Source organism: Psychrobacillus sp. FSL K6-4046, from assembly GCF_038624605.1.
GTDB lineage: Bacteria > Bacillota > Bacilli > Bacillales_A > Planococcaceae > Psychrobacillus.
Genome location: NZ_CP152020.1, coordinates 3,144,599 through 3,164,961, shown reverse-complemented (window position 1 = coordinate 3,164,961; position 20,363 = coordinate 3,144,599). Strand labels below are relative to the sequence as shown.

Sequence of the window (20,363 nt, the reverse complement as noted above, 5' to 3'; positions counted from 1 at the left end):
ATTCATTTCTCCTTAGTTTTTTACCGTGGGAGGTTCTCGAACCACGTTAATTTATCGAACAATCCATAATAATAGGCTAATAGAGGTAGGATGTCAAGAAGTTCCAACATAAAGGTAATTTAAAGATTAGCATGGGAAATAAAAAAAACCAGGAATAGGCTGGGACCACTCATGGTTTAAGTTGTCTTTTATAATGATTTGTCACGAAGGAAATTTTGAACTATATGCTTTTCTTCTTCATATGTTTTAAGTGTGTAGCCTTCCTCTTGTAGCCATTCAATAATAAGAGGGAGTGCCTTAGTAGTTTGGCTTCTATCATGAAGGAGTATAATAATGTCTTTGTCACCCGATTTGTACGCTTTCTCTGTTTCCAACTGAACGTTTTTAACAATTTCTTTATACTGCTTATCAGTGTATCTCCAGTCGTTAGAGTCCACATCCCAATCCCAAAGCTTATAGTTTTGTTTTATAAGTTTATCCTGCATGGCTGTTGTTACATGTGGCTTGCTTCCGTAAGGTACACGAATCAGCCTTGGATTGTGCCCCGTCATCTGCTCAATCAGGCTAACCCCGCTATTAATTTCTTGTATAAAGGCTTCTGCGTTTTTGTAAACCTTAGTCTTGTCATGCGTCATGCTATGAGTCCCAATATAATGCCCATTTTTTGCTACAGCTTTCACAATGGATTCATGTTCCTTCATATGCTTTCCTAAAAAAAAGAATGTGCCACTAACCTCGTATTGCTTAAGGGTTTGAAGGTTAATAGTTGTAAACTTATTTGGCCCATCATCAAAGGTTAAGTAAACGTTAGCTTTCTTTGGTGAGGGTGGGACGGGAGGACGGCTATCTTCTATTTTCATATTTAATAATCTGTTAATATGTTTTTCTACAACTGTATGATCCACAGATGAATTGCTTTCAGTGGCGAGACTAACCGATGGAAATGGTAGAATAAAAACTAGTAATGTCAGACTGAAGGATAATAGAAGCTTTATCATATTGGAATCACCTATTTTCTTTCTACGAGTTTTATATGACTGCAATATTTAAATATATTCAACTCAAACACCATATAGAATAAAAAATGATTATTTTAAAAGGGGTCTTCACATGGAAATGCTGAAAACGTTCGACCATAGAGGAAATGTTACGGGAGTGGCTACTCGTGAGGAAATACATAGGTTAGGACTTTGGCATGAAACCTTTCATTGCTGGATTGTCTGTAGAGAAGAAGGAGTGGATTACATCTATCTCCAGCTAAGGAGTGATAAGAAAAAAGATTACCCAAGCTTATTGGATATTACGGCAGCTGGTCATCTGTTATCAATAGAATCAGTAGAAGACGGGGTAAGAGAGGTAGAAGAGGAACTAGGGATCGAAGTGGCTTTTAGGGAGCTGGAGTCCTTAGGGGTAATAGGCTACACGATTATCTCAGAGGAGTTAATCGATAAGGAGTTTGCTCATAACTTTGTTTATAAAGCTACTCCCACATGGGATGCATTTACATTACAAACAGAAGAGGTAGCTGGAATTGTTAGAACTGAGTTTTCTTCTTTTATGGGGTTATGGAAAGGTAACGTAGAATCTATTAAGATAGAAGGAATATTGATCAACGAGCAAGGAGTAAGGTGTAGTATAGAAAAAAATGTAGGTAAGGGCAACTTTGTGCCTCATCCATTAGATTATTTTGAAAAAGTTCTAGAGAGAATAGAGGAAAAGCTAAGGGTTACTGAATGAATTATAAAGGAGGACGGGACATAACTCTCCTCAAAATAAAAAATAGTTGTTTTCCGTTACGACGGACGCTTTCTGCAAGGCATGGACTTCAATCTCCTCGTCACTTTGCTCCTGCGTAGGCTTTTGCGCTAGCTTGTTCGACCTGGAGTCGAAACAATAGGAACGTAGAGAGTCTTACAAGAAAACAGCTGGCGTATAAAGCAGAAACAACGTGAAATCAATTTTTTCTGATTTCACGTTGATTTAATTTATTTACTAGTATTGTCTATCCTTTTAGAATCTTAAAAACCAAATAGTTGCAGAATAATCCAGCTTGATGCGTAAAATACCATAAACTGAACACCAGCTCCGATACCTAAAATGCGATTTAAAAGGCCGCCTACTGTAGCAACTGTAAGTGTCAACACTATCCCAACAAGCTGAGCTTCATGATAAGCTAATAAACATGCTAGCCCTATAAACATTGCAATAATTGCTTCTTGACTAACGTATTTTAAGACTAGGACTGATGCTTTACGAGCATAGTTCATCGAAAATGGATATGCAATTAAAGAAGCAACTGTAATTCCAATTAAACCAAAAATAAAGAAATCCCACGACGTTAAATAGGTGTGTAGATTATTTATTGGTTCTACTGTAAAAACGGGTGGAGCATTAAACAAAGGAGAAGCTGGTCCCAGAGCAACTGGGCTTAACGGAATTCCAAAGGCTATAAGTGGAATAATTGCTTCTGCAATATAAGTAGATTCTGTTACCCCATTCATAACCGTTAAGCTAGTAGTAGATTTTTTATAAGCCCCCTTTGTTCTAGACCCTACGATTTCTCCCATGAGAGAAGTCATCCCAACTGGACTAAATACAAACGTAAGAGATGATATAAATGTAGTTATCGAAGTAAAGATTGTCTGTCTTCCAGTTAGAATTTTAAATGGATTAGGAAAATACCCTTTCCAAGATTTTGTTTCTGGAGCTAAATGATATTCGTTCGCTTTGTTTCTTAAAACACTTTTCCTTGCACTAGAAGAAGCAGCGATTAATATATCAGATAACATGGGACCTATTGCAATTCCAAGAAAGAAAGTGATTGATAAATGTTTGTCTAAAATTGAAAAGCTTAATGTATCTAGACTTTTTATAAAAAATGCAAACGGAATAATTAATAGAACACTGGCCCATCTTCCTTTTGAGAAGTAAGCAATTAAAAATGCAGCTAATGTAAAAATAAGACCTGAAGATGATTTGAAAAAATCTGCGAATTGCCCTAAAAACTGTCCAAGTAAAACTGCAGTAGGTAATGCAATAAACGCTCCAATGATTCCGCCTGAAATCATTTTTCTTAAAGCTATATGAGGCATGCCCATTCGTCTCAATGTATTGGCATGATCAATTAAAGGGACTGCTGTAGTATCACCCGGAATACCCATTAATGCTGTAGGAACAGCGTGTGTTAAATGTTTTGCTAAAACTGCTGCCATGAAAAAGGCAAATACACCTTCAGGCGGGGCTCCTAAAAGAATTACCAGTAAGGTAAGGGGGACCATAATAGCTGTTTCATCAGTTCCTGAAATGAGCCCGATTAAAGAAAAGACAATTGCTCCAAGTAAAGCAAACAACAGGGCAACTAAATAAATACTCATTTATTAGCCCCCTTTTGAGGAAGGTTAAAATTTGAAAGTACTCCTAAGTCTTCAAGCTCTTTTCTTGTAATAGGATCATTTTCTATTAAACTAATTTCTTCTTCATAATCAAGCTGCAAGTCTTCATAAATTTCAGCCATATTTTCTGAAGAAATCTCATCTTCGACAAGAATTCTCTTTGGTTTAAAAGCTATAGAATTAACGATTAATATGGTAACAGTTCCAGCAATACCTAGTAAAAGAGAATAAGAGTTAACCATTTGTGCTTCTGCAATTTTAGGAAAAATAAACTGGCCTAATTTATACCCGCCTATACTAACAAAAACGCTAAGTAAAATAGAGAAAATAAGTTGTTTTCCAGAAATGGTGTCCCCCAATATTTCTACAAAGCTTTCATTTTTAGCTTTGTCTACTAAACTATGTTTATTCAACTTTTCCTCCATTCTAGCCCTCCTGAACTTCTTTAGTTAATTGCAAGATTCTGTCGTAGCGTAAATCTTTTTCATGTATAGCTTTTTGAACAATTAAATCTATATTTTCCTTTTTCGCACCTGCCATTACAGCAAGGTTCTTTGCATGAAGGCGCATATGACCAGACTGAATGCCTTCTGCAGCTAAAGCTCTTAGACTAGCCGCGTTTTCTGCTAAACCAACTGATGCAATGATTCCAGCTAACTCTACAGCTGATGTAATATTCATTATTTTGAGTGAAGCTTTTGCTACAGGATGTGTCTTAGTAGCACCTCCAATTATTCCAACAGCCATTGGAAGCTCGATAGAACCTACTAGATTTCCATCTTCATTTATCTCCCATGTGGTTAAAGAACGATATCTCCCAGTTCTTGAAGCATAAGCATGCGCTCCAGCCTCTACAGCTCTTGTATCATTTCCTGTTGCTAGTACTACGGATGTAATCCCATTCATCACTCCTTTGTTATGGGTAGCCGCCCTATATGGGTCAGCATCAGCAAACTCGTAAGCGCTTACAATATTCTTTACAACTTCAGGCCCCCCAAGTGCTTGAGCAGAGAATACACCTCTAGATCTAATTAATCGTTTGTCTGCAAGATTAGTTATGATTCTTAGTACAACCCTTCCACCTGTTATCTTTTCAATAAGGGGGGAAACTCCTTCAGCCATTGTATTAACAGCATTAGCTCCCATTGCATCCTTTGTATCTACCAGTAGGTGAACGACTAACATTGTTTCTCTGACAGTATTTATTAAGTGGACTTCTAAATCTTTAGCCCCGCCACCTAGTTTTACTAACGTAGGATCTTTTAAATTACAATTTGCTAGTATTTCATCCTTATTCTCAAATATTCTTGCCTTAGCTCCATGTGGATCAGATATCTCCAACACTTGAATTTGCCCTCTCATGATTGTTCCTGTGGAAGAAGTATAAAATCCACCTAAATCGTAAGCAGCTCGGGCAGCATTGCTAGCTGCTGCAATGACTGAGGGCTCTTCTGTGGCCATAGGTATAAATACATCATTTCCGTTTACCTTAAAATTAGCAGCAACCCCAATTGGTATACTAAATTGTCCAATGACATTTTCGACCATAGAATCTGCAAGTGACATTGGAAATATTGTTTCTCCTGTAAGGATATTTTTCTCTTCAGCAGTTAATCCTTTATCTTGAGTTACAATATTTACTCTGTCTTCAAGACTAAGGTGATAAAAACCTTTAATTCTAGAACTAGACATATAAACTCCCCTTTCAACAAATAAACTGTGATTCAACAAAGTTGAATAACATTATACTCAATGTATAATATTATATATTGTTTGTAAAGTTAATATGCTATTTATTTAGAATTTTTTAATTATTATCTATATAGATTGTTAAAACAGTGGTATGTTGTTGGCTATTGGATAAAAAAATGTGAGGTTTTTTACCAGAAAAGTATGCAGAATCTCCAATATTCATTTCATATTTTTTCCCATCGTAAGAAAGAATAATGGATCCTGTCAGTATAAGAATAAACTCATCATTTTCATGTATATATGGATCTACAGTTTCAGCGCCAGGTAAAACACTAACTATAGTAGGAGTGATTAAACTCATATTCTTTTTATTTGCTAATAATTCATATTCGTATCCAATTTCATTTTTCTCTTCAATTGCTTCACGATTATCCTTTCGAACAATGGAGAGTTCTCCATGTTCTTCTTGTTCTATAAACCAAGATGTAGGGCTATCAAGAGCCTTAGCAATTTTTGAAAGAGTTACTAGAGTAGGGGTAGTCAAGCCATTTTCAATCTTTGAAATATGACTTTTTGTAATTCCGGCAAGATCTGCTAATACTTGCTGAGTTAGTTTCCTTTTAGAACGAACACTTTTAATTTTTTTTCCTATATCTTTACTATTCATTTATTGTGACTCCTTATCTATGTATTTATAAAAATCAAGTAGTATATACTCTCCTAGTATAACCATATTAAGTCGATAAAAGAGATGTTACAAACAATTTCTAGTGTAGAATAATAAATTTAGAATTAGTATATTTAGGGAATTCAGTAATAAATAAATTTTATTGTTCACAATGACAGAAGCAACCGAAAAAAGGCGGTACCAGTGAAACGAATAAATATTATAATCGACAGCAACTTGAAATAAAGGATAAATAAAAAAAGACTACAAACACGTTCAAATCTCTTTGAGTGTCTGTAGTCAACGCTATTCAATGCTTTTTAAATCCTATTCCAATATTTTAACCGTTACATTTTTGCGTCCCCATTTGTAAGCCTCGTTCTTAGTAGGGAAAAATACATCAATTTTGTTGCCTTTAATTGCTCCTCCCGTATCGCCTGCGATTGCATAACCGTAACCTTCTACGTGTACTTTTGTCCCAATTGGAATAATACTTGGGTCAACAGCTATTACTTTTACATCTGGATTTTTCTTTAGATTAATACCAGAGCTAGTGATACCAGAGCAGCCATTACAGTTTGCAGTAAATGCACTTGCTGAAACGGTAATTTCTTTTGTTACTTTGTCGTTAGATCTAGATGGTGTTTTAGATTTTTCTTTTTTTGCTGGAGCAGCAATAGTTAGTTTTTGATTAGGTTTAATCTTATCTGTAGTTAATTTATTCCATGTTTTTAAGTTGTTAACGGAAACTTTGTACGTTTTAGAAATCGTATATAAAGTTTCTCCTTTTTTTACTGAGTGAGTCGTGGTTGCGGCAAAAGCAACATTTACTCCGCTGACCAATAGTACAATCGTTATGATAAGTGTTCCTAAGATTCTCTTCAAATACACTATCCCCCTGCTATTTAGTCTAAACATATAGTAGCAGTTAAATGTTACAGGTTGATTACAATGAATTTCCATTATCGTTACAATTGACAGTATTTTCTGTTAAATTTCGTGGTTAGATGAAACTTATTAGGTTATAAGTCTATTTTTTACTAATTTATATATAGTATGTTGTGGCTATGAGAGTTCTATAAGACCTGTAAAGACGGTAGTCGCAGGACCTGTCATATAAACTGTGTCCTCTGTATAGCGAATGATGAGCTCTCCACCAAGGAGCTTTACAATCACATCGGTATTCTTCTCGCAGTAACCATTTAATACGGAGGCAACCACTGCAGCACAAGCTCCGGTTCCACAAGCCAATGTTTCACCGCTTCCTCGTTCCCAAACACGCATTTTAAGTGAATTCCTATTTTCAATTTCAATGAATTCCGTATTTACACCGGCTGGAAACATAGGATGATGCTCGAATTTAGGCCCAATAGTGGGAAGATCTAATGAAAGGACGTCATTAGTAAATATTACTCCATGTGGATTACCCATAGATACTGGGGTAATAGCATAGGTCTCATTATCGATAGTAAGAGGGAACACAAACCCTTCAGATTGGTTACCGCGTAGATCCACAGGGATTTCAGCAGGGTCCAATATTGCTTGCCCCATATCCACAGTGGCAGAATGCATCACACCATTTTCTATATGCAATTCAATTATTTTAACCCCGCTTAGTGTTTCTATTTTTAAAATCTCTTTTGGGACAATGTCGTTGTCATATATATATTTAGCTACACAGCGAATGGCATTACCGCACATTTTTCCTTCACTTCCATCTATATTAAACATTCGCATTTTAGCATCAGCCACTTCAGAAGGACAGATTAAAACAATACCGTCTCCACCAATACCGAAATGACGGTCGGATACTTTCTTGCTTAACAATTCAGGATTTTCTATTTCATTCTCAAAGCAATTGATATAAATATAATCGTTTCCACAGCCATGCATTTTCGTAAAAGGTATCATCATTTTTCTTAACCTTCTTCCATTTGGCAATTTGTTTTATTATAGAATTAGGGAGAAAGGTGGTCAATAAATATTCTAAATAGTGTCAACATATTTTTATAATGCTTTTCTTTACAAATAAAAACCCAATGCATCATAGCTATTGGGCTTAGGTAGTTATTTATGGGTTTTTAATATTAAATGTGTCTCCGCCTTTAATAGTTCCGTTTTCAAAGCCTTTATAAAACCATTGCTTCCGTTGTTCCGACGTACCGTGAGTAAAGCTTTCCGGTACCACATAGCCTCGGGCTTTCTTTTGAATAGTGTCGTCTCCAACAGCACTTGCAGCTGTTAGTGCTTCCTCTAAGTCACCTTCCTCCAATAAGTCCATTCCTTGCGCATGCTTTGCCCAAACTCCAGAATAATAATCAGCTTGTAGCTCAAAGCGAACAGAATATTGATTGTATTCCTCTTCGCTTAACTGTTGTCTTAGGGAAGCTAACTCGTTGCTTTTTCCTAATAGGGTTTGTACATGATGACCAACCTCATGAGCTATGACGTATGCCATAGCAAAATCCCCTGGAGCCTCGAACTGTGTTTGGAGCTCCTTATAAAAACTCAAGTCTATGTAAAGCTTTTGATCTCCTGGACAGTAAAACGGTCCTACAGAAGCACCAGCTGTACCACATGCAGAATTTACACTATTTGTGTATAAAACAAGTGTTGGTTCCTCATATGTAAGTCCATTTTCTTGAAAAATTTTCGTCCACACCTTTTCTGTGTCTGCTAAAACGACCGAAACAAATTCGACGAGTTCTTGTTCCTCTGCCGTTTCCTCATAAGGGACAGAGCTAGTAGTTGCTTCATTTCCATTTAAACTTCCTAAGAGCTCCTCGGGATTTCCTCCGAGCAGCGTAACTAAAAGTATAATGATTAAACCAAATCCGCCACCAACACCAGCTATTGCTTTACCGCCACTCATACCTCGACGATCTTCTACGTTTGAACTACGTGCACGACTTTTATATTTCATGCTCCTCACCACCTATTTCATGTCTTCTATCTTCTTATACCCATTTAGCAAAAAGAATAGGCATCCAAATGATGGGGTTTGAATTATAATAAAGGAAGGGGGGATAGGATCATGTTAACAAAACCTAAAATGCTTCAACGTGGAGATAAAGTCGCAACAATTAGTTTGTCGTGGGGCGGAGCAGGTGAGCCTGAATTAAGGTGGAGATATGAGCAAGGGGTGGAAAGATTAAAAAATGTATTTGGTTTAGAGATAGTAGCTATGCCAAATAGCTTAAAGGGAGCAGCTTATTTATATGAAAACCCTCAGGCTCGAGCTGAGGATTTGATGAATGCCTTTAAGGATCCTTCTATTAAGGGGATAGTATCCAATATTGGAGGTAGTGAGAGCATACGATTACTCCCTTACATAGACTTTGATGTAATCCGCGAGAATCCTAAAGTTTTTATAGGGTTTTCAGATGCTACTATTACGCATTTGTTTTGCCATAAGGCTGGTATTTCTTCCTTTTATGGCCCAGCTATTCTAACTGACTTTGCAGAGAATGTGCAGATGCATGAGTATACCGTGGAGTCGATTAAAAAAACACTTTTCTCTAATGAAGTGATTGGTGAAATTAAACCGTCACCAGTCTGGACTAGTCAAAGATTAGAATGGGTTATTGAAAATAAGCACATCAGCCGAGAAATGAATGAAGATAATAAAGGATATGAATTGCTACAGGGAAAAGGCATTGCACAAGGAAGACTAATTGGTGGATGTATTGAAGTGTTGGAGTTTGCGAAAGGTACCTCACTTTGGCCAGATAAAGCATATTTTAAGGATTCCATATTGTTTTTCGAAACGTCAGAGGATCTTCCTATTCCAGCTAACATTGAATATTGGCTAAGAAATTACGGAACCCAAGGAATACTACAAGAGGTAAACGGTATTATTTTTGCAAAGCCTCAGCACGAAAAGTATTATGAAGAATACAAAGAATCCATTGCTACCATTTTACATGAGCTTGGATTAAATGAATTGCCAGTTTTATATAATTTAAACTTTGGTCATACAGAGCCTAAGTTTGTCATTCCATATGGGGCAATGGCAGAGATTAATTGTGAGGAAGTTAAGTTTTCGATTATAGATAGTGGAGTTGAGTGATAGATGTCTTCTTATGTAGTAGTAGGCGGTGGAATCTTAGGTGCTTCTACCGCTTTTCATCTCGCAAAGTTTGGTGTGAAAGTAACTTTGGTGGATCGCCAGGACAAGGGGCAAGCTTCCGCTGCAGCAGCGGGTATAATATGTCCCTGGATTTCCCAAAGGAGAAATAAGAAATGGTATGAGCTTGTAAAAAATGGTGCCAAATACTATAAGCAACTAGTAAAAGAGCTAGAGGAATTAGGGGAAAATGCTACCGGGTATAAGCAGGTAGGTGCGATTGCTTTACAGAATGATGAAAAGAAGCTGCGAAAGATGTTAGAGAGAGCGTTGGAAAAAAGAATGGATGCTCCAGAAATAGGAGAGCTAAAAATCCTTTCTCCCGAAGAAACGAAAGAAAAGTTTCCTATTATTTCAGGTGAATGGCATGCTCTTTTCGTAGAAGGGGGAGCAAGGGTAGATGGCAAGGCTATGAGAGATGCTCTAATCAATGGAGCTAAAAAGCTAGGCGCAGAGATAGTGTATGGAGAAGCTGTCTGGAAGAACAATGAATTATGGATCGACGGAGTACGGACAGATGCAGAGGCTGTTATATTAACGGCTGGTGCTTGGGGGAATGAGATTCCATCCACGTTAGGCTTAGATCTAAACGTGACCTTTCAGAAGGCTCAAATAATGCATTTTCAATTGGAGAATGATATGTCTACGGGGGAATGGCCAGTAGTCCTACCTCCAACTAATCAATATATGCTATCTTTTGAAAATGGGAAAGTGGTTGCCGGATCTACCTATGAAGAAAATACTGGGTATGATTCTCAAGTGACTGAGGAAGGGAAAAAAGAACTGCTTGATAATGCAATAAGTATTGCAAAAAGCCTAAAAGATGAGAAAATAAAGGAAGTAAGAGTAGGCTTTCGTCCGTATACTCCAGATTTTCTACCTGTGTTTGGTAAGCTGGAGGGACAGAACGGTTTTTATTTTGCGAACGGTCTTGGGGCATCTGGTTTAACGGCTGGGCCATTTGTTGGTTCAGAGCTAGCCAAGCTAGTGTTAGGAAGAGAAACGATACTAGATTTAGAAAAATATACACCCAATTAAAAGGGCGTGGGGGAAGAAAAATGAGTTACATACAAACAGAAGAAGTTAATGATATGACCGTGGTAGAGGCGCTAGAAAAAAACTTGGCGATTATTCGTTTTGATATGAACCGTCGTGTGGCGTATGTTAATGAAAATTTTGCAAAAGAACTTAACTATACTGTAAGTGAAGTAAAAGGCATGCATCACAGAGAATTCTGTTTTCCAGATTTTGTGAACAGCCCGGCATACGAAAAGCTTTGGAAGGATCTGTTTGCGGGTAAGTCATTTTTCGATAAGGTAGAAAGAAAAGATAAACATGGCAATAGTGTGTTTTTAGAAGCTTCTTATATGCCTATTTTTGGGGGGAACGGCAAGGTGCTTGGGGTTACCAAAGTCGCTACTAACGTAACAGGACGTCATCAAATTCTAATGGGTGTTACAGAAGAATTAAATCATATGTCTGAAGAATTGAGTAATCGTGCCGAAGTGGGGATTAAAAGAAGCGAAGACCTTCTAGAAAGAATAGATGAAATTGCTGCTGGTTCTAGAGAAAATACAAATACATTAGAAAGCCTTCAAAAACAGGCAGATTCAGTTAAAGGGATTGTTCAAACTATCAGAGAGATTGCAGCACAAACGAACTTACTAGCATTAAATGCTGCTATTGAGGCAGCACGAGCTGGAGAGCACGGCCGTGGATTCAACGTTGTCGCTCAAGAAGTGCGTAAGCTGGCTGGTAGAGTCGAGGCTTCAATCGTAGAAGTAAGAGAGAATATTGAAGGAATAGCTAAACAAGTTGATAAGGTAACTGCGAGCAATAGTCACTCGCAGACGGTTATCGAAAAAAGCCAAGAGGAAATAAGAACTGCACTAGAAGAGTTTAAGGATATTTCAACTGCTTCTGAAAAACTGGAGCATCAGACTAAAGAATTTAGCAAGCTTATCTAATTTTGTTTAGAAGAAACGGAATTTCATCCAAATTGTCTATCGTGTAGTCGGCATTAGCGTCAGGCCAATACATGTCTCTTTTCCATATCGTATGAAGTCCAACATTTTTGGCGGCAGTTATGTCATTTATAGGATGATCGCCTATATAGACAGCTTCTTCAGCGTTAACATTAAGCTGTCTAAGAGCCTTTTCAAAGATCCGAGGGTCTGGTTTTTTCATGTCCTCCCACTCTGAGATTAATATAGTTTTAAAATAGGGTCTGATTCCTAAAGAAACAATGTTGTCCATTTGAAACTGTCCTTTTCCGTTGCTGATCATTCCAAGCGACAGGGACAGTTTTTTTAATTGATCCAGCATGGATAATAGATTTGAAAATGGTACACAATACGAATGGAAGTTGGTTATGTAATGATTCAATAATTCCATTTCTGTTATATCCTTTATGTTAAATTCTTGTATTAGGGTCTTATAAACAAAATCCTTCCACTTATAGCCTCGATCATCTAACTCTATAAAACGACTACAGAATTTTTCCTTTGGAACATGACCTAAATGAGTGTGGAGCACATTACATTGCCAGCTAATAAATTTCTTTAAAGATTCCTCTCTGTTTAACAAAGTCCCATCTAAATCAAAAAGCACTGCTCTTATCAACCGACATCACTCCTTATGGTTTAATGATTATATAAAAACATGTTACACTATTAAGTGTTATAGGAGGTGCCGTTTTGAGTGAATATACTATCATTTATATCGAAGTTAAGAGAGAAATCGATTTCTATTTTCAGATGCAGCATATAGAGTCTAGCTTTACTCTGCAGATGGACGGAATGGCAATTGTCTCGGCTCAGCATCAATTTAAATTTCAACATGTTCATGATATATCCTATAAGCCCTTTTCGTATGGAGCAGGAATACTATATCTGCATACCAATCAAGGTGTCTTTTCCTACAACATTAAAGAAAATCCTGCTTATTTTATAGAGGCCTTCAAAACATTAAAATCATCTTATAAATAATCCCCACCCCAAAACACATGAGCCTATCATGTGTTTTTTTATAGCTAAGATATAGACAGTTTTTGTATTGCAGATTTATTACAGGTGCCTGGCACCTGTAATATGAACAGAATTTTAAGAATGATTGAACTTTTTAACTCATTATTGTAAAAGAATTTTACCGTGCTATAATGAGAACAATCAAATTTCGTATACTCGTATAATAGCAGGGATATGGCCTGCAAGTTTCTACCGACTTACCGTAAAGAAGTCGACTATGAGTGGCATGGTTAAATGATTGGGACACTTTGTGTACCATCTATTTTATTATTCGATTTATAACTCGAATGCCATTGCTCCACTCTTAGGGTGGGGCTTTGTCATTCGAGTTTTTTTGTATCCAAATATGAGGAAAGAAGGAATCCAAGTGAAGTTATTAAAGGATAAAATTGTAGAAGTAGGCAAGGTTTTATCAAAGGACGTTTTAAAGGTGGATGCTTTTTTAAATCATCAAATTGATCCTGTTGTGATTAAGGCTATTGGTGAAGAAATAGCCAATCGTTATAAGGAAGCGGGAATAACAAAAATCTTGACGATTGAGTCTTCTGGGATTGCTCCTTCTATGTTTGCGGGTCTTGAACTTGGGGTTCCTGTTGTATTTGCGAGGAAAAGCAAATCTGTAACTCTGTCTGAAAACTTACTGACGTCACAGGTACATTCCTTTACAAAAAATATTACTAGCGATATTTCTGTCTCAAAAGATTTCCTGCACGAAGGAGAAACTGTATTAATCATCGATGACTTCCTAGCAAATGGACAAGCTGTCCTTGGATTACTTGAAATTATCGAGCAAGCAGGAGCTACTACTGCTGGTGTAGGTATTGTTATTGAAAAAGGTTTCCAGCCTGGTGGGAAATTGATTCGCGAAAAAGGTATTCGCGTAGAATCACTAGCCATTATTCAATCCTTGGAAGATGGCAAAGTAGAATTTTTAGAAGGTGCACCTACATATGAATAATATATTTAAAAACACCACACTTGGCTTACAGCACGTATTAGCAATGTATGCAGGAGCAGTTATTGTACCTCTTATAGTAGGAGGGGCTCTTGGGCTCAGCTCAGAGGAGTTAACCTATTTAGTTGCAATCGATATTTTAATGTCCGGAGTTGCAACTATTTTACAGGTAATGAGCAATCGATTTTTTGGGATTGGTTTACCAGTAGTTTTAGGATGTACATTTACAGCAGTGGGACCAATGATTGCAATCGGTGGAGATTATGGAATATCTGCTATTTACGGAGCAATTATTGTTTCTGGTATTATTGTTATTTTGATCAGTGGTTTTTTTGGTAAGTTAGTTCGATTTTTCCCACCAGTAGTAACCGGCTCAGTTGTTACTATTATTGGAATTACTCTAATTCCTGTTGCTATTAATAACATGGGTGGAGGACAAGGTGCAGAAGATTTCGGTTCTATTCAAAACGTATTATTGTCATTTGGTACGCTAATTTTTATCGTTTTATTATACAGATTTTCCACAGGGTTCGTTAAAGCTATTTCTATATTAATAGGTATTATTGGTGGAACGGTTGCTGCTTATTTTATGGGTATTTTAGATTTTACCGCTGTGAAAGAAGCAGACGTTTTTCATATGATTCAGCCTTTGTATTTTGGGATGCCTACATTTGAATGGTCTCCTATTCTTACGATGACTCTAGTAGCTATCGTTTCGTTAGTAGAATCTACAGGGGTATATTTTGCACTTGGGGATATGCTTGGGAAAAAAATAGAGAAGAAAGATTTAACAAAAGGTTACCGAGCTGAAGGAATCGCAGTGGTATTAGGTGGATTCTTTAACTCTTTCCCATATACTACATTTTCACAAAATGTAGGGCTCATGCAGATTTCTGGAGTTAAAACACGCAAGGTTATTTATATTGCGGGAGGTATGCTAATATTTCTAGGGTTTATACCAAAGATATCTTCACTTACTACAATCATTCCAGAGGCTGTCCTAGGCGGGGCAATGATTGCGATGTTTGGGATGATAATCTCACAAGGAATTAAAATGCTAAGCACCATTATTTCCGATTCAGATTCACCTGATAACGCTATGATCATTGCGTGTTCGATTGGTATAGGTCTAGGTGTGACGGTTGTTCCTGACTTATTCATATCCTTACCAGAGAGTGTCCGAATCTTAACAAGTAATGGTATTGTAGCGGGAAGCTTCACGGCAATCATATTGAATATATTGTTCAATATGCTACCTACTAGAAAGAAAAAACAGTAGATTCAGAATAATAAATGCTTATAAACTGATAGTGTTGTATGATAAAGGTAACTACAATTATTGGAGGAATGTTTATGTTAGTAACTACAACGCCTACCATTGAGGGAAAGACAATTGAAACATATCACGGCATCGTGTCTGGAGAAGCTATTATGGGAGCAAATGTTGTACGAGATCTTTTTGCCTCAGTAACAGATATAGTAGGAGGAAGAAGCTCTGCTTATGAAAATAAGCTATCTCAAGGCCGAGAAATAGCTATAGAGGATATGAAGACTCTTGCTAGTAAGCTTGGAGCTAATGCTGTAATTGGTGTAGATTTAGACTTTGAAACAATCCGTGAGGGCATGATGATGTGTGTAGCTACAGGTACTGCAGTTACATATAGGGACTGATTAGTTAAAGTCAAAAGTCGTAAACCCAGCCTAGGGTTTACGACTTTTTTTGAGAGTTCTTTTTTTATACTATAGTACTATTTAAATAACTATTACGTAAGTCGAAATAATATATGGATTTGCAAGAATAATACTAGGTGAGGTCAACATCATGAGAATTAGAGATTGGAATCGTAGTTTACAGGTTCGTTTGTTTGGTGAATTTTTTAGTAATTTAAGCTTTTGGATGGTCTTTCCGTTTTTAGCTATCTATTTTGCAGATGAATTCGGGGCTAGTATGGCAGGGGTATTGCTGGTCTTATCCCAAGTGTTTTCTGTTGGAGCTAATTTAATCGGGGGTTATTGTGCGGACCGATTCGGTAGAAGGACGATGTTATTTTTCTCTGCAACCGCAGAAGGTTTTGCTTTTATTTTATTTGCCTTTGCTAATTCTCCTTGGTATGATTCACCAATGCTTAGCTTTGTCGCATTTACGATAGCGGGTATGTGCGGATCATTTTATCACCCTGCAAGTCAGGCAATTGTTGCTGATGTTGTGCCAGAAAAGGACAGAAGTACGGTGTTTTCTGTATTTTATACATCTATTAATATTTCGGTTGTCATTGGACCTATAGTGGGAGCTGTTTTATTCTTTAACCATCGTTTCTTATTGCTTCTAATATCAGGCGTTATCTTCTGTTTAGTAGGATTAGCACTACGTTTCCTAACAGAGGAAACATTACCAGATGAGGTAAAGCAGCAATTAAAAGAAAGTGGTGGAAACGGTTGGGTTCAAGTAGTTATTAATCAAATAAAAGCATATGGACTAATTGTTAAGGACAAAGTATTTTTCCTATTTATCATTGCGGGAATCTTGCTAGCCCAAACATATATGCAGTTGGATATGCTAATTCCTGTCTATATGAAGGAAGCAATTGATGTTCAAGTTCTTGGTAACCTATTTGGTCGTGAATGGGCGGTAACTGGAGCAGGCTCCTTCGGTATACTTTTATCTGAAAACGGCTTATTAGTAGTTATTTTCACCGTGTTTGTCACTCGTTGGATGACGAAGTATCCGGAGCACAAAGTATTCTTCTTGTCGTCGCTCTTATATGCGATTGCCATGCTCATCTTCCCTATGACGGCTAACTTCTGGGTATTCGTGTTTGCTATGGCTGTATTTACTTTAGGAGAACTAGCAACAGTAGGATTGCAGGAAAGCTTTGTATCTAAGCTAGCACCAGAGGATATGCGTGGACAGTACTTTGCGGCCGCTAGCTTAAGATATACTATAGGGAGAACGATAGCACCGCTTGTTCTGCCGCTTGTCACATGGGTTGGCTTCACGTGGACGTTTGTTCTACTTGCTGTTTTGGCATTACTCAGCGGATTTATCTATCTACTAACGTTTAAGGAATACTACAAAAGACAAAATAGTCTAGCGAAAAGTAGCGAATTATAACAACAGCCCCGACGTATCAGAGATACATCGGGGTAACTTTATATTCTCCAATAAATTGGACAAGGGCTAATCTCCATTGGAGACCAGCCCTTGATTTGTATGAGGTAAAACATAATCTTTGAATTTTTAAATTTCATCCCGAATGTTCGGTGAATAATTTCCATGAAAGGTTTAAGCTTTCAATGCCGCGGTAAATTGTTCCACTGGTTGTCTTCTAACCTAAGCAACGTAAACCCTACCTTCTTTTACGTCCTTGCGACCCTATAATCGCTCCAGTGTGAATAAGTATGTTCAAAAACACGTTTGTAGAATGCCAAATTTCTTTTTTATGTTCTACCTAAATTGTTAACAACCTATAATATATCATATTTTTTATTGAAGGTCAATAGATTTATGATAAACTATTCTAAACAATGACAAGGCTGGTGGGAAAATGGAAGTATGGGATACGTTTAATCATTACAGAGAGAAAACAGGAAAAACTCATATCCGTGGAGAAGAAATGGAAGAGGGGGTCTTTCATGAAGTTGTCCATGTTTGGATCATGAATGATGAAGGACAGCTTTTAATACAAAAACGTCAGGCTTGGAAAACAGGCTGGCCAAATATGTGGGATTGTGCCGCTGCAGGATCTGTATTAACTGGAGAGACCTCAGAAATGGCTGCGGTCCGTGAAACAAAGGAAGAGCTGGGAATTGATATAAATATGGAGCAAGCAGAGGTTTTATTCACAGTTAAATTCTTACGAGGCTTCGATGATAATTATTTAATAAAACAAAATGTAGAGAAAGAGGATTTAAAGCTTCAATATGAAGAAGTGGCAGATGCTAAATGGGCAACGATTCAGGAAATAAAAGAAATGGTGAAGCGTGGAGAGTTTATTGCTTATCATATATTAGACAATGTATTTGACATAATAGCATCAAAAATTAGCTTAAGAAAAGCAACAATAGAAGATGCGCAAGTGCTATATGAAATTCAAAAACAAGTATTCCTGCCACTTTATAAAAAATATGAGGATCATCAAACGACTCCTGTATTACAAACTTTTGAACGATTTCAAGAACGCTTGCATCAAGGTATCTTTTATAAAATTATAGTAGAGGATGAATTAGCAGGTAGTGTACATGTGTACAAAAAATCATCGCAAACAATGCGTTTGCATATGATCAATATATTAGAAAGCTTTCAAGGAAAGGGTTTGGCTCAACAGGTAATGACACGGCTAGAAATGATCTATCCTGAAGTGACTAGCTGGGAGCTCGATACCATTCTCCAAGAAGAAAAAAACTGCTATTTATATGAAAAAATGGGCTATGTACGTACAGGAGAACAGAAAAAGATTAACGATAACATGACTATAATTTCTTATGAAAAACATATAGGACTTAGCCAATTACAACCTTTATAGGAGGAATACCGATGCCAGAAATCAATCATCAAGTATACATTAAGGAAAGTATTGCTAGAGTATTTGATACACTAACAACGGCAGAAGGATGGAACGCTTGGTTTACTGATCAAACATCAATACATCAAGAGTCAGATGGAACTGGTGAGATACGTTTGAGATGGACTGGCTTAGGTAAGGACAAAAAGGATTTAGTGGATGGCGGTAAGATATTGGAGACCATTTCGAATAAATCCTTCATTTTTCAATGGACTCCAGGAGAAAGTGTTACAACAATTGAGTTTAAATTAGAACCTTATCGAGATGGTACACTTGTTGTATTTAAGGAAACAGGCTATTCCAATTCAGACAACGATATAAAGGCCTGCCTAAACTGTGCAGTTGGCTGGGGAGAAACTTTAACACTCCTAAAGGTGTACTTGGAGGAGGGGCTAGTATACAAAGAGGAAAGTAAAGAAATCCAGCAATGCTAATAAGTCGCTAGAAAGAGAGAGCGACTTGTGGATTGTAGTAATCTACGGGTTGATTGTCGTAAAGTAAGGCTGGATTGTAGTAAATTATGGGGTCATTGTCGTAAAATTTTCTAGAACGAGAGAGCTGCTGAATGAGTGTAGTAATCTACGGGTTGATTGTCGTAAAGTAAGGCTGGATTGTAGTAAATTATGGGGTCATTGTCGTAAATTTTTCTACAACGAGAGAGTTGCTGAGAGATTGTAGTAATCTACGGGTTGATTGTCGTAAAGTAAAGCTGGATTGTAGTAAATTATGGGGTCATTGTAGTAAATTTTTCTAGAACGAGGAAAATCTGTATCAGAAACACTGGCAATTAAATAAAATTTTTTAATAGTGACTGTAAACATTATAATAAGAAACTTTCAAATGGCTATTAAGAACATAAATAGATGATGAAATTGGGGTTGGTGACAGTTTTTAGCTTTGTTTATGCGAGTAAATTTATTAGCGCTTTATGATGCCAAAGCTGTTCCCATTTATTGATTGGAGCACCAGACGGCGACTCCTACGGGATGAGTGAGACAGATAAGACATCACAACCACGCGCGTAAGCGATGGGTGATGGCTTATCGCTCACCCCGAGGAAAGCGTCCGGCTGGGGCGGAAATCAATTCTACTCTCTGATTTAAGATTTCTTTGCATCATAAATCAACCCTACCCTTTAACATAGCCATATTTTATTCCCCTGTAACTTGTTTTTTCTCTAAATCTATATTTGTATATTGGATACGATTCTTAATGGAGCAAAGTTAATGTTTTGGACATAACAACAGACAACCGAAATGAGGGTCATGTTTTCTAAAGCATACTATTAGAAAGTACCACATATAATCGCCTCTAATCTACTGTTCCTAACACATCTGTATTAGGAGGTTCATACCCCATCTGGCGTGCCATAGCCATAATCTGTCCTTTGTGATGGAATTCATGAGTGATTGTATGCATGAGCAATTTACGAGGTGTCATTGATATCGGTTCTCCTCCTTCTCTCCAAGGAATCTGCCTCTTAATCGGCTTATCCATTTGTTGTGCGAATACTTCAAATACCTCATTTACATAAGAATCTACTTGTTCAAAGTGTACTTTTATTTCATTCCAACCGAGTTCCAACAGTTTTTCCTTTGAAGTGAGAGGTTTCTTTGTTTTCAATAAAACAAATGAGCCAAGCCAAGCATGATAACAGTCTGCTATGTGAACCAGCGTGTCTCTTACACTTTGCCAACCAAAGTTATTTTCTTGAGTAAAGTCACTTGGATCTAGTTCACTACAAAAGTCAAGAAGTGTCATTCGAGTCTGTCTAACCCATTCATATTCGTTTTGAGTCACTATACCCACCCCTTATAGATGTCATACCTTTATATTCTCTATTTCGAACTAGATTCCTTCTTAAACTACCTTCTCACGTGAGTTTAAATGTAACATTTAACACAATTCTGCCCTACAAAAATCTAACCATATCTTTAACATAG

The 20,363-nt window shown here is 37.1% G+C and carries 21 protein-coding genes, 1 pseudogene and 2 riboswitches; of the genes and pseudogenes, 12 read left to right on the top strand and 10 right to left on the bottom strand.

What is annotated here, in order from left to right; translation table 11 throughout:
* Positions 1-6: 6 nt before the first annotated feature.
* Positions 7-51: riboswitch (PreQ1 riboswitch) on the bottom strand.
* A 137-nt stretch (positions 52-188) separates the two neighbouring features.
* On the bottom strand, positions 189-998 hold the full coding sequence (locus tag MKY09_RS15585; protein WP_342567068.1) for a polysaccharide deacetylase family protein: 810 nt from the start codon (positions 996-998) through the stop codon (positions 189-191).
* A gap of 112 nt (positions 999-1,110) precedes the next feature.
* Between MKY09_RS15585 and MKY09_RS15580 the strand changes: the two genes are divergently transcribed.
* Positions 1,111-1,737 carry an NUDIX domain-containing protein gene (locus tag MKY09_RS15580; protein WP_169360706.1) on the top strand — a complete coding sequence of 209 codons (627 nt, stop codon included), beginning with the start codon at positions 1,111-1,113 and terminating at the stop codon, positions 1,735-1,737.
* 281 nt (positions 1,738-2,018) lie between these two features.
* Here MKY09_RS15580 and MKY09_RS15575 read toward each other — a convergent pair whose 3' ends face one another.
* The 7 genes from MKY09_RS15575 to MKY09_RS15545 form a co-directional block, all read right to left on the bottom strand.
* Entirely contained in the window at positions 2,019-3,374 is a 1,356-nt protein-coding gene (locus MKY09_RS15575) for a tripartite tricarboxylate transporter permease (protein ID WP_251556509.1), read from the bottom strand.
* Positions 3,371-3,817, bottom strand: a complete 447-nt coding sequence (locus tag MKY09_RS15570) for a hypothetical protein (RefSeq protein WP_251556510.1) — start codon at positions 3,815-3,817, stop codon at positions 3,371-3,373. Before MKY09_RS15570 ends, MKY09_RS15575 begins: the two co-directional genes overlap by 4 nt.
* A 1-nt stretch (position 3,818) precedes the next feature.
* Positions 3,819-5,084 carry a hydroxymethylglutaryl-CoA reductase, degradative gene (locus tag MKY09_RS15565; RefSeq protein ID WP_342567067.1) on the bottom strand — a complete coding sequence of 422 codons (1,266 nt, stop codon included), beginning with the start codon at positions 5,082-5,084 and terminating at the stop codon, positions 3,819-3,821.
* Positions 5,085-5,199: 115 nt separating this feature from the next.
* Positions 5,200-5,751, bottom strand: a complete 552-nt coding sequence (locus MKY09_RS15560; RefSeq protein ID WP_342567066.1) for a helix-turn-helix domain-containing protein — start codon at positions 5,749-5,751, stop codon at positions 5,200-5,202.
* A 327-nt stretch (positions 5,752-6,078) separates the two neighbouring features.
* Positions 6,079-6,636, bottom strand: coding sequence for a 3D domain-containing protein (locus MKY09_RS15555; RefSeq protein ID WP_240949775.1), 558 nt, complete (start codon positions 6,634-6,636; stop codon positions 6,079-6,081).
* A gap of 180 nt (positions 6,637-6,816) precedes the next feature.
* Positions 6,817-7,665, bottom strand: a complete 849-nt coding sequence (dapF, locus tag MKY09_RS15550; RefSeq protein WP_205964116.1) for a diaminopimelate epimerase — start codon at positions 7,663-7,665, stop codon at positions 6,817-6,819.
* Positions 7,666-7,822: 157 nt separating this feature from the next.
* Positions 7,823-8,674, bottom strand: coding sequence for a neutral zinc metallopeptidase (locus tag MKY09_RS15545; RefSeq protein WP_342567065.1), 852 nt, complete (start codon positions 8,672-8,674; stop codon positions 7,823-7,825).
* 111 nt (positions 8,675-8,785) lie between these two features.
* On the opposite strand from MKY09_RS15545, the gene MKY09_RS15540 reads away from it, so the two are divergent.
* From MKY09_RS15540 to MKY09_RS15530, 3 genes are read left to right on the top strand one after another with little or no spacing between them, the layout of a single operon-like run.
* Positions 8,786-9,820, top strand: a complete 1,035-nt coding sequence (locus tag MKY09_RS15540) for a S66 peptidase family protein (protein WP_251556522.1) — start codon at positions 8,786-8,788, stop codon at positions 9,818-9,820.
* Between the two features lie 3 nt (positions 9,821-9,823).
* The gene (locus MKY09_RS15535; protein ID WP_342567064.1) at positions 9,824-10,915 is read left to right on the top strand and encodes an FAD-binding oxidoreductase; all 1,092 of its coding nucleotides are present in this window, start codon (positions 9,824-9,826) and stop codon (positions 10,913-10,915) included.
* A 20-nt stretch (positions 10,916-10,935) separates the two neighbouring features.
* Complete coding sequence (locus tag MKY09_RS15530) at positions 10,936-11,844, top strand: methyl-accepting chemotaxis protein (RefSeq protein ID WP_169360710.1); 909 nt, start codon at positions 10,936-10,938, stop codon at positions 11,842-11,844.
* Here the strand turns inward: MKY09_RS15530 and MKY09_RS15525 are convergent.
* Positions 11,837-12,499, bottom strand: coding sequence for an HAD-IA family hydrolase (locus MKY09_RS15525; protein ID WP_342567063.1), 663 nt, complete (start codon positions 12,497-12,499; stop codon positions 11,837-11,839). The genes MKY09_RS15530 and MKY09_RS15525 overlap by 8 nt on opposite strands.
* Positions 12,500-12,573: 74 nt before the next feature.
* Here MKY09_RS15525 and MKY09_RS15520 point away from each other — a divergent pair, with 74 nt between their 5' ends.
* The 8 genes and pseudogenes from MKY09_RS15520 to MKY09_RS15485 all read left to right on the top strand — a co-directional run bounded on the left by MKY09_RS15520 (position 12,574) and on the right by MKY09_RS15485 (position 18,854).
* Positions 12,574-12,864, top strand: coding sequence for a hypothetical protein (locus MKY09_RS15520; RefSeq protein WP_251556523.1), 291 nt, complete (start codon positions 12,574-12,576; stop codon positions 12,862-12,864).
* 175 nt (positions 12,865-13,039) lie between these two features.
* A riboswitch (purine riboswitch) is annotated at positions 13,040-13,141 on the top strand.
* 129 nt (positions 13,142-13,270) lie between these two features.
* Positions 13,271-13,861 (top strand): xanthine phosphoribosyltransferase, encoded by a 591-nt coding sequence (locus tag MKY09_RS15515; protein ID WP_340882245.1) that lies wholly within the window; start codon positions 13,271-13,273, stop codon positions 13,859-13,861.
* Positions 13,854-15,137 (top strand): nucleobase:cation symporter-2 family protein, encoded by a 1,284-nt coding sequence (locus tag MKY09_RS15510; RefSeq protein ID WP_340882247.1) that lies wholly within the window; start codon positions 13,854-13,856, stop codon positions 15,135-15,137. The genes MKY09_RS15515 and MKY09_RS15510 overlap by 8 nt, the downstream gene beginning before the upstream one ends.
* A 74-nt stretch (positions 15,138-15,211) precedes the next feature.
* Entirely contained in the window at positions 15,212-15,529 is a 318-nt protein-coding gene (locus MKY09_RS15505; RefSeq protein ID WP_169360716.1) for a YbjQ family protein, read from the top strand.
* A gap of 151 nt (positions 15,530-15,680) precedes the next feature.
* Complete coding sequence (locus tag MKY09_RS15500; protein ID WP_169360717.1) at positions 15,681-16,970, top strand: MFS transporter; 1,290 nt, start codon at positions 15,681-15,683, stop codon at positions 16,968-16,970.
* A gap of 433 nt (positions 16,971-17,403) precedes the next feature.
* A pseudogene (locus tag MKY09_RS15495) lies at positions 17,404-17,886 on the top strand (NUDIX domain-containing protein); the annotation flags it as partial.
* Positions 17,887-17,934: 48 nt separating this feature from the next.
* A complete protein-coding gene (locus MKY09_RS15490) occupies positions 17,935-18,381 on the top strand; it encodes a GNAT family N-acetyltransferase (protein ID WP_340885858.1) in 447 nt (148 codons plus the stop codon).
* Between the two features lie 11 nt (positions 18,382-18,392).
* Complete coding sequence (locus MKY09_RS15485) at positions 18,393-18,854, top strand: SRPBCC domain-containing protein (RefSeq protein ID WP_342567062.1); 462 nt, start codon at positions 18,393-18,395, stop codon at positions 18,852-18,854.
* An 877-nt stretch (positions 18,855-19,731) separates the two neighbouring features.
* On the opposite strand, the gene MKY09_RS15480 is transcribed toward MKY09_RS15485, so the two are convergent.
* On the bottom strand, positions 19,732-20,220 hold the full coding sequence (locus tag MKY09_RS15480) for a DinB family protein (RefSeq protein ID WP_169360719.1): 489 nt from the start codon (positions 20,218-20,220) through the stop codon (positions 19,732-19,734).
* Positions 20,221-20,363: the final 143 nt, after the last annotated feature.

Coding starts and splice junctions, on each gene's coding strand:
- MKY09_RS15545 (WP_342567065.1), bottom strand. CDS start 8,674: ATGAAATATAAAAGTCGTGCACGTAGTTCAAACGTAGAAGATCGTCGA.
- MKY09_RS15505 (WP_169360716.1), top strand. CDS start 15,212: ATGTTAGTAACTACAACGCCTACCATTGAGGGAAAGACAATTGAAACA.
- MKY09_RS15500 (WP_169360717.1), top strand. CDS start 15,681: ATGAGAATTAGAGATTGGAATCGTAGTTTACAGGTTCGTTTGTTTGGT.
- MKY09_RS15565 (WP_342567067.1), bottom strand. CDS start 5,084: ATGTCTAGTTCTAGAATTAAAGGTTTTTATCACCTTAGTCTTGAAGAC.
- MKY09_RS15580 (WP_169360706.1), top strand. CDS start 1,111: ATGGAAATGCTGAAAACGTTCGACCATAGAGGAAATGTTACGGGAGTG.
- MKY09_RS15585 (WP_342567068.1), bottom strand. CDS start 998: ATGATAAAGCTTCTATTATCCTTCAGTCTGACATTACTAGTTTTTATT.
- MKY09_RS15535 (WP_342567064.1), top strand. CDS start 9,824: ATGTCTTCTTATGTAGTAGTAGGCGGTGGAATCTTAGGTGCTTCTACC.
- MKY09_RS15530 (WP_169360710.1), top strand. CDS start 10,936: ATGAGTTACATACAAACAGAAGAAGTTAATGATATGACCGTGGTAGAG.
- MKY09_RS15540 (WP_251556522.1), top strand. CDS start 8,786: ATGTTAACAAAACCTAAAATGCTTCAACGTGGAGATAAAGTCGCAACA.
- MKY09_RS15485 (WP_342567062.1), top strand. CDS start 18,393: ATGCCAGAAATCAATCATCAAGTATACATTAAGGAAAGTATTGCTAGA.
- MKY09_RS15570 (WP_251556510.1), bottom strand. CDS start 3,817: ATGGAGGAAAAGTTGAATAAACATAGTTTAGTAGACAAAGCTAAAAAT.
- MKY09_RS15510 (WP_340882247.1), top strand. CDS start 13,854: ATGAATAATATATTTAAAAACACCACACTTGGCTTACAGCACGTATTA.
- MKY09_RS15575 (WP_251556509.1), bottom strand. CDS start 3,374: ATGAGTATTTATTTAGTTGCCCTGTTGTTTGCTTTACTTGGAGCAATT.
- MKY09_RS15560 (WP_342567066.1), bottom strand. CDS start 5,751: ATGAATAGTAAAGATATAGGAAAAAAAATTAAAAGTGTTCGTTCTAAA.
- dapF (WP_205964116.1), bottom strand. CDS start 7,665: ATGATGATACCTTTTACGAAAATGCATGGCTGTGGAAACGATTATATT.